We start from the raw sequence: 6820 nt of genomic DNA, 5'->3' as shown, positions 1-6820 counted from the left end.
CCGCCTCGTCCGTGACTACGAGCGCCGCTGCGACGTCAGCGAAGCCATGATCCGCGTCAGTCTCGGCGCGCTCCTGCTCCGCCGTGTCGCTCACCCGTAGCCATTCTCAAACGGGGTCTCAGGTGATGGCAGCGGCGAGTGCTTCGCTGAATGATTGGATGGCGCAGTCTTGAGCGGTATGGAACCGACGATCCTTCTGGTCCAGGCGCTTGACCTCGCCGGGACCTTCGTCTTCGCGCTCATACCAAATCCCGCTGATCAGAACCCATGCAGTAAAGCAGCTCCAGCGAGGCCGGGGCGGGGGGCGCCGCGCTTTGTTGGCGTACGCACCAGCTCCGTGCTGCTGGTGTCGTCCTCGGCCGAGGACACAACCTCAAAGCCGAACTGCGTGTAATAGCCGAGCAACCGTCCGCGGCCAGCTAATACGATGAGGCGGACTGGACGACCTGTGCGGTCGGCATAGCCGCAAACCGCGCGCAGCACAGCAGCACCCGCCCCTCGTGGCGCGAGTGGACGGCGCCAGAGCCAGTCGAGGTCAATGGCGGTCGGTCCATCATGCACCGTCAACTGAACCCCCAGCCGCTCGGCATAGTCCCGGAGCGCGTCGGTCCCGTTTGCTGCGCTTCTGATCGCAACGTCATCCCGCCAGCCGCCGAAGCTCGATGGCATCTGGTCGAGTTCCGAACTGCCGAGTTTCGTCCCGGCTGTGAGGTGCATCATGGCTTTCCGCTACTGCACGATGGGTTCGACAGCGGTGTGGTCGCACACAGCCGAACCGTTATGACCCACTACCCTGACTGGGCGGTCTTCAGAGCCGCTGAGACAATCCGTCAAGGCTACGCCGGTCCGCATGGATCTGAGTGCGAGGCCTCGGGCATATCACTGCACGCGGCCACACCACCCGGCAGTAGAGCGCCTAGCACCGTCACCAAGAGACGGCCGATGCAGGTGTCTCTGGCCAGATACTGCCCGGTAGCGGCATCCCGCGCGCCGATGCCCGTTTCGTTGCGGGTGATCCACAGATGTCGCCCGGCGAGGGTAAGGATGGCGACTTCTTGGCGATCTCGTCCAATGAGGATGTCGGCCTGTGCACCCGGAACCGCCGATACAAAGCGCTGCAAGCAATCGCGCTCGGCGTCTCGGAGACCTCGTGGGTAGGGGAAGGAGAGGACGGCACCGCGGCGCATAGTGCATTTCCTGGGCTACGTACCTCAACCATAAGTTATGTTGGATGGTGTATTCAATTCCTGGCTTGCTCACGCGCGACAGTGATGCAGAAAAAGCACACCGACAGGGACTACCGCGACCGCGCCTCAAGGGAAATTCGACGAATTCGCTCTACTTATGATAGAGATGTGCCCTGCAAACCTCTGTTTCCGTGGACAAGTGGCACATGCTGGTCGCGCCGATCGTCACCGAAGCCGATTACGCCCGGGCTCTGATGGAGATCAGGCGCCTGCTTGCCACTGAACCAGACGGTGGAACCCCGAGCGGGGAGTGGGTGGAAGCCTTGACCTCCGCTGCCGAGGTGTTCGAGGCAGGCCACCACCTGTTGGACTTCGCCGATATCGCGGCCCGGTGAGCAGCCGTTGCTCGTACCCCATCTGCCGAGGAGCCTAGCATGCAGGGCGATAGGGCCGGGACGGTGCAGCCAGCAGGTTCAGCCACCTTTGGCCAGAAGGGACCTGCTGACAACGCGCCTTGCGATCTCTTGGGTCTGGAAGGGGCTGGCGCCTATGGCGGTCAGCCGCTTACTGCGGTTGTAGCCAACCCTGCTAGTGGCGCCCGCGATTTGTGGGCCGAGGTGAAATGCCATTGGCTCGACGCGACGCTGTCGGCCTGATCACCTCAACCCAAATCCGAAACATGCTGTTCAGCGGTGGTTACCCGCAGTCCATAAGTAAATTCTCCAGCGCTGACGGATGCTACCGGTTTTCCTGCGGTGGTTGGAGCTTCAAGAGCTAGAATTAGTTACCCGGCCGCAAGGTTACCGATCTTCACGCATGCTTCCCGATAACTCACGCAGCACAGCCCTTTACGCTGCTATGCCCGATCGGGTACGCGTTTTGGGTGGCGGGAGACGTGGCGACCGGCCGGAGATGCTGAGCACCCAGCCATAGGGAGAATACTTCACAAAGGTAAGGCGATCACCCCCTCGCGCCCAGCTTTCGTAGACAGCAACTAGATTTCCGCCTCTGTCGTATTCCTCATGCTCCCATCGGCCGCGGACCAGCCGCGCTCCAGTGACCGGTGGGAGATCGGATTGCCGAAGGGTGTGGTCGGCGGGAATGCCGAAGCACCTTTCGAAGTCGAAGATTTCCTCGCTCAGCACCGCTTCTTACTCCACTTGGCGGCGTCCTTCGGTCCGCCGCGGCTTGCTCCACGGTCAGGCACCACAGTGATATAGGTGGCGCGAGCGGGCGGGTGCACCTCACACAGCAAAGTGCCACAATAGTGAATCGGCAGCCGCAGGCCTTGCGACACGCCGCGCGACAATCAGCCGCTCGTGCCGTGGCTGCGCCACGGAGGCGTGATTGGTCGGAGAGGGTTGCGGGCGTCCCATTTCCGCGGCTTGCCATTAAGATCAGGTCACGCACAAACCGGAGGTCTGGCCTTGTCCTCGCCCCCGCTCTCGCCCGCGATGCCTCCCGCTCATGCTTGGACGGAAATCGGGCGCCCATCACCAGAACAGGCCCTTGACTGGGTTACCTGGGTGGCGCCGCTGGTCGACCGCAAAGTCGCTCTCTACCGCACACTAGTCGTCGCGGATGGCGCCATTTCCGTAGCGGTCGAGATGCATCCGCAGCTCGGGTCTGGCCACCGGACGATCTACCGCGGTCGGTGCGGCGTCACGCAAGATCCCAAGCCAGCTATCGAACCCGTCCACGCCCTCCTTAGGGCGGCCGACGAGGCGGTCAGCAAGGTATTGCAGGAGGACCGTAGCGGGGAGCGTGTGCCAGTGGCGCATGGAAGGCCATCGTCGCCCCCAACCGATGTTCGTCGGAGTAGACGACAAGACACCACGCCGCCCGTTGCGCATGAGCCTGAACATCGCCTGCGGGAGCGGGCCTACTTCCTGTGGGAGCGGGAGGGGCGCCCTGAGGGCCGGGCCCAAGAGTTCTGGGAACGTGCGCATCGGGAGGAGGCAAGGGCAGCGTGAAGGCCGCGTCGACTTGGCTGGCTGGTCCTGCAGGCCTTCCAGCACAATGGAAGTCTTTTCCTCGGCCGAGTACTGCTTGAACTGCGAGCCTGGCGGCGGTGCGCCCTGCACCACCACCTCGGCGGTCACCAGGGTGCGGTCGCGCTTGGCGCTCCGCTGGCGTCGTGGCACGCGTGTCGCCACCCTTGCCCGACCCGGTACCACCGGCAGCTTTCACCATCATTAAGCGCGACGAGGCGGCGGCCGCGACGGCATGACCTTCAACCGGGCGACTTCGTCCCGCAGCCTGGTTCTCCCCCTCTCCCGCGCAACCATCTCGCTCGGAAATCTGCCCCTGTTACGCTTTGAGGTTCCCGATAACATCCAAAGAACACGACTTCAGCTGGTAGTTCGGACAGAGCGTGGCAAGCAACTTGACCTCCACCGCCGCTTCGACAGCATCGACCCAGCGAGCCCGCCACGGATCGAAAGTCCAAAAAGCTTCACAAAACCCGCCATCATCCTTGTAGCCAACAAAATAACGGATCTGCGTCGAGTCGATGTTGTCGGCAAGGATGACGTGCTTTTGCATGATGCGCTCTCGTCAACACGCGGGCGAAGGAACAGGGGAAGCGGCCAGTTCAAGTCGCCGGTCGCCGGCAAGGTGACAGAGCCGCGGGCCTCCCAACCATTGACACTATGCCGACCTCGCCTCAACCGCTGATATGCACAGCCATGCGATGGCGATCACAGGCAGCGGCGCCAAGCGGTGTATCCGCTAAATGCCGAGGTGTTCGAGGCAGGCCGCTACTGACTGGACGTCGTCGAGATTGTAGCTCGCCAGGTAGCCGATGCGCAGCACCCCTGCTGCCGAGGAGCCTAGCACGCACGGCGATGCGGCTGGGTGGTAGCCGGCAGGTGACAAAGACGGCGCCACTCCTGTGACGCAAATGCCGCACCCGCCGGAGTTGCTTGCGGCAGCCCCAGCACAACTTCCGCGGCCGCTCGCAGACAGGTTAGTGTTATCTCATGGATGGGTTGTCGCCTGCCGACAAAGCTAGAATCGCAACGGGGCATACTATGCCGCCTGCATCATGTTCGATTGCCGCGAAAGCCAAGACCACGCCGTTCACGCCCCGGCTTCGTCCACCAGATGCGACGGCCCCGGTGCTGCCGCCGGAATCGATAGTGGCGGACCAAACGACGTCAGCAGCCCAATATCCTGTGGCACCTTCACCACATACCGTTGTGGCTGGCGCTTGGTGTCGGGTGATGGAGGATGAGGAGCAGGTGCGTGAAGGAGAGACGAAGCATCAAGCCGAACACGCGGCCGAGATTGTGCGCCTGACACAGGCCTTGGACTCTGTGAGAGCGGCTCATGCAGCGGAGATCGAGCGGCTACGCACCGAGCACGCAGCTGACTTGCGGCGGTTGGTCGAAACCGTCTGGCGTGCCCAGGACGCAGCGCGAGCCGCGCTTGAGCGGTCGGGAGCGGTTCCGAAGACCGCCATGCTGGCGCCTATGCAAACCTCCTGGCGTCGTCGGATAAGCCTGTACAGGCGCTTGGCTTGGCTTGTGAGGCGGGACTGATACCAGCCCGCTTTGACGTTGACCTGTTGCTGACGCTGGCAGTTCGTGCGGCTATCGGTCGTGTTCCGGGTGCTGGTGTAGAGCGGTGGCCTAGCGAACTGAACCATCCTGTCAGGCTGGCACCGCGGACGGACTAATGTGGTCAACGTCGCTTACGGTGCTCAGCAGCGCCATAGTCGCCTCATCGTCGCTCTCGCTGCACTCGACTTTCCAAGGCGCTTCGCTAGGGGCGACCTCCTGGCTTCTCGAGGCAGCCCGGCGCCGGCGGACGGACGGGAAGACGACGATCTCGGACACCGATAGGGTATCCGTTGGAAGAGGCAGGGCCGGCCGGTTCGGTTAGCCCTGGCGCCCGGCGCCGTTCTGCACCGGCAGGACGTAGGCCGGTGGGCAGGCGGTGACGGCCCCGCCAGCGGCGAGGAAGGCATTGACCATCCGGCTGATCGTCGCGCTGTCAGGCACACCCGCATCGCGGCAGCGCCGCTTATGGGCGATCATGGTGTGGAGCGAGCGCCGGCGGCTATTGGCGGCATCGGCTGTCGCCAGGGGCAGGCGGTGGGTTTTGCAGGAGGAGAGTTTGGTCTGCACAGCTATCCTCACGTTTGCGCGATGTGATGTGGTATACAATTCACGCATTCGAGAGAAAAGGCCCTTTCGCAATCCGGCGTACAACCTCGAACGATAGGAGAGTGTGAAGCGAGTTCGGCACCACCGGGTGCTAGAAGGCCGCAGAAATTTTTAGACAAAAATCTCATATCGGTGATTTGTAAGTCGTTATCTCAACCTGTAGACGAATTGGGGGCTGAGGTGAGGCCCTGCTTCTTCCCGTTGGAGACCACGATGTTCGCCCTTCGCCAGATCCTCATCATCGAGGACGATGCCGCGCTGCGCGCCACCTTGGCCGAACAGATCCTGTCCGGTGGTGAGTTCAGCGCCGATGAGGCGGAGAGCGCGGCCGAGGCAGAAGCCAAGCTCGCCAGCGCTGATGCGCGCTACGACGCCATCCTGCTCGATATCGGCCTGCCCGATGCCGATGGCCGCGACTTCTGCGCCAAGCTGCGGCGCGAGGGGCGGCGCATGCCGGTCATCATGCTGACCGGCCAGGATGCCGAGCAGGATGTCGTCCGCGGCCTCGACTCCGGCGCGAACGACTACCTAGCCAAGCCTTACCGGCTGCCGGAATTGCTGGCTCGGGTCCGGGCGCAGCTGCGGGTCTTCGACAACTCCGAAGACGCTACTTTCCTCATCGGTCCTTACCTTTTCCGCCCCAGCGCCAAGCTGCTGCTGGAGCCGGCGCGGAACCGCAAGATCCGCCTGACCGACAAGGAAAGCGCGATCCTGAAGTTCCTCTACCGAGCCGGTGGCAAGCCGGTGCCGCGCCAGGTGCTGCTGAACGAGGTCTGGGGCTACAACAGCGCCGTCACCACCCACACCCTCGAGACGCATGTCTACCGCCTGCGCCAGAAGACCGAGGCGGATCCCGGCCAGCCGCGCCTGCTGCTGACCAAGCCGGGTGGCTACAAGCTGGACGCCACCATCTTGCTTGCCGAGCGCCGGTGAGAGCGCCTCCCTGAGCAGCGCGACCCGTTCAGGGCTGACACCGTAGCCACCAGGGCCAGCGGATCGAAGGGTTTGTAGAACACGTTCTCCCAGGGAGAGAAATCACGGCCGGCCAGGATCTCCGGGCTGCCGGTCTCGTAGACGACCCGCAGCTTCGGCCGCCTTTGCCGCGCCTTCGCGGCCAAGGCCAAGCCGCTATCGCCTACGCCCAGGTTGAGGTCGGTGATAAGTACATCGACAGGCTGCGACGGGTCGTCGAGGATGATCAAAGCGTCATCAGCGTTACTTGCTTCGAGAAAATCGAGCCCAGCCGCGTCGAAAAGATCGGCGAGGGTAAGACGCACGATGGTGTCATCTTCGACCAACAGCACCGTCATCGGTGGTTTCCTCTCACCTGAGTTCCGACACCCCAAGCTGAGAGAGTGCTCCCGCTTCTGATATATGTGACGTCGCGAGAGTGGGAAATTACGCCGAATTTACCCGCATAGGTTGTGTGTTGCTCTGCAAACAGCTTCAGGTTGTGAAGACGGT

7 protein-coding genes and 1 pseudogene are annotated in these 6820 nt (G+C 62.9%); 4 read left to right on the top strand and 4 right to left on the bottom strand.

Going from position 1 to position 6820, the window contains the following annotated elements; translation table 11 throughout:
* Positions 1-100, top strand: a pseudogene (locus JMJ55_RS27750) (IS5-like element ISRso1 family transposase); the annotation flags it as partial.
* A gap of 158 nt (positions 101-258) precedes the next feature.
* Here the strand turns inward: JMJ55_RS27750 and JMJ55_RS27745 are convergent.
* Positions 259-720, bottom strand: a complete 462-nt coding sequence (locus tag JMJ55_RS27745; RefSeq protein WP_202828853.1) for an N-acetyltransferase — start codon at positions 718-720, stop codon at positions 259-261.
* A gap of 673 nt (positions 721-1393) precedes the next feature.
* Here JMJ55_RS27745 and JMJ55_RS27740 point away from each other — a divergent pair.
* Both JMJ55_RS27740 and JMJ55_RS27735 read left to right on the top strand, forming a co-directional pair.
* Positions 1394-1582: a hypothetical protein gene (locus JMJ55_RS27740; RefSeq protein WP_202828852.1), complete on the top strand. Its 189-nt coding sequence runs from the start codon at positions 1394-1396 to the stop codon at positions 1580-1582.
* A 1059-nt stretch (positions 1583-2641) separates the two neighbouring features.
* A complete protein-coding gene (locus JMJ55_RS27735) occupies positions 2642-3160 on the top strand; it encodes a DUF2934 domain-containing protein (RefSeq protein WP_328702792.1) in 519 nt (172 codons plus the stop codon).
* A gap of 337 nt (positions 3161-3497) precedes the next feature.
* Here the strand turns inward: JMJ55_RS27735 and JMJ55_RS27730 are convergent, their stop codons facing one another.
* Together JMJ55_RS27730 and JMJ55_RS27725 are read right to left on the bottom strand one after the other, a co-directional pair.
* Positions 3498-3731 carry a hypothetical protein gene (locus JMJ55_RS27730; RefSeq protein ID WP_202828851.1) on the bottom strand — a complete coding sequence of 78 codons (234 nt, stop codon included), beginning with the start codon at positions 3729-3731 and terminating at the stop codon, positions 3498-3500.
* Between the two features lie 1337 nt (positions 3732-5068).
* Positions 5069-5317 carry a hypothetical protein gene (locus tag JMJ55_RS27725; RefSeq protein WP_202828850.1) on the bottom strand — a complete coding sequence of 83 codons (249 nt, stop codon included), beginning with the start codon at positions 5315-5317 and terminating at the stop codon, positions 5069-5071.
* Positions 5318-5569: 252 nt separating this feature from the next.
* Here JMJ55_RS27725 and JMJ55_RS27720 point away from each other — a divergent pair, with 252 nt between their 5' ends.
* On the top strand, positions 5570-6289 hold the full coding sequence (locus JMJ55_RS27720; protein WP_202828849.1) for a response regulator transcription factor: 720 nt from the start codon (positions 5570-5572) through the stop codon (positions 6287-6289).
* Here the strand turns inward: JMJ55_RS27720 and JMJ55_RS27715 are convergent.
* Positions 6247-6666: a response regulator gene (locus tag JMJ55_RS27715; protein ID WP_202828848.1), complete on the bottom strand. Its 420-nt coding sequence runs from the start codon at positions 6664-6666 to the stop codon at positions 6247-6249. The two genes, JMJ55_RS27720 and JMJ55_RS27715, sit on opposite strands and share 43 nt — an antisense overlap.
* Positions 6667-6820 lie beyond the last annotated feature (154 nt).

The organism is Belnapia mucosa (genome assembly GCF_016775475.1).
Lineage (GTDB): Bacteria > Pseudomonadota > Alphaproteobacteria > Acetobacterales > Acetobacteraceae > Belnapia > Belnapia mucosa.
This window is presented reverse-complemented; position numbering and strand designations above follow the sequence as displayed.

What these genes read in the sequence shown, in the direction of transcription:
- JMJ55_RS27745 (WP_202828853.1), bottom strand. Translation starts at nt 720, where the DNA reads ATGATGCACCTCACAGCCGGGACGAAACTCGGCAGTTCGGAACTCGAC.
- JMJ55_RS27740 (WP_202828852.1), top strand. Translation starts at nt 1,394, where the DNA reads ATGCTGGTCGCGCCGATCGTCACCGAAGCCGATTACGCCCGGGCTCTG.
- JMJ55_RS27735 (WP_328702792.1), top strand. Translation starts at nt 2,642, where the DNA reads ATGCCTCCCGCTCATGCTTGGACGGAAATCGGGCGCCCATCACCAGAA.
- JMJ55_RS27730 (WP_202828851.1), bottom strand. Translation starts at nt 3,731, where the DNA reads ATGCAAAAGCACGTCATCCTTGCCGACAACATCGACTCGACGCAGATC.
- JMJ55_RS27720 (WP_202828849.1), top strand. Translation starts at nt 5,570, where the DNA reads ATGTTCGCCCTTCGCCAGATCCTCATCATCGAGGACGATGCCGCGCTG.
- JMJ55_RS27715 (WP_202828848.1), bottom strand. Translation starts at nt 6,666, where the DNA reads ATGACGGTGCTGTTGGTCGAAGATGACACCATCGTGCGTCTTACCCTC.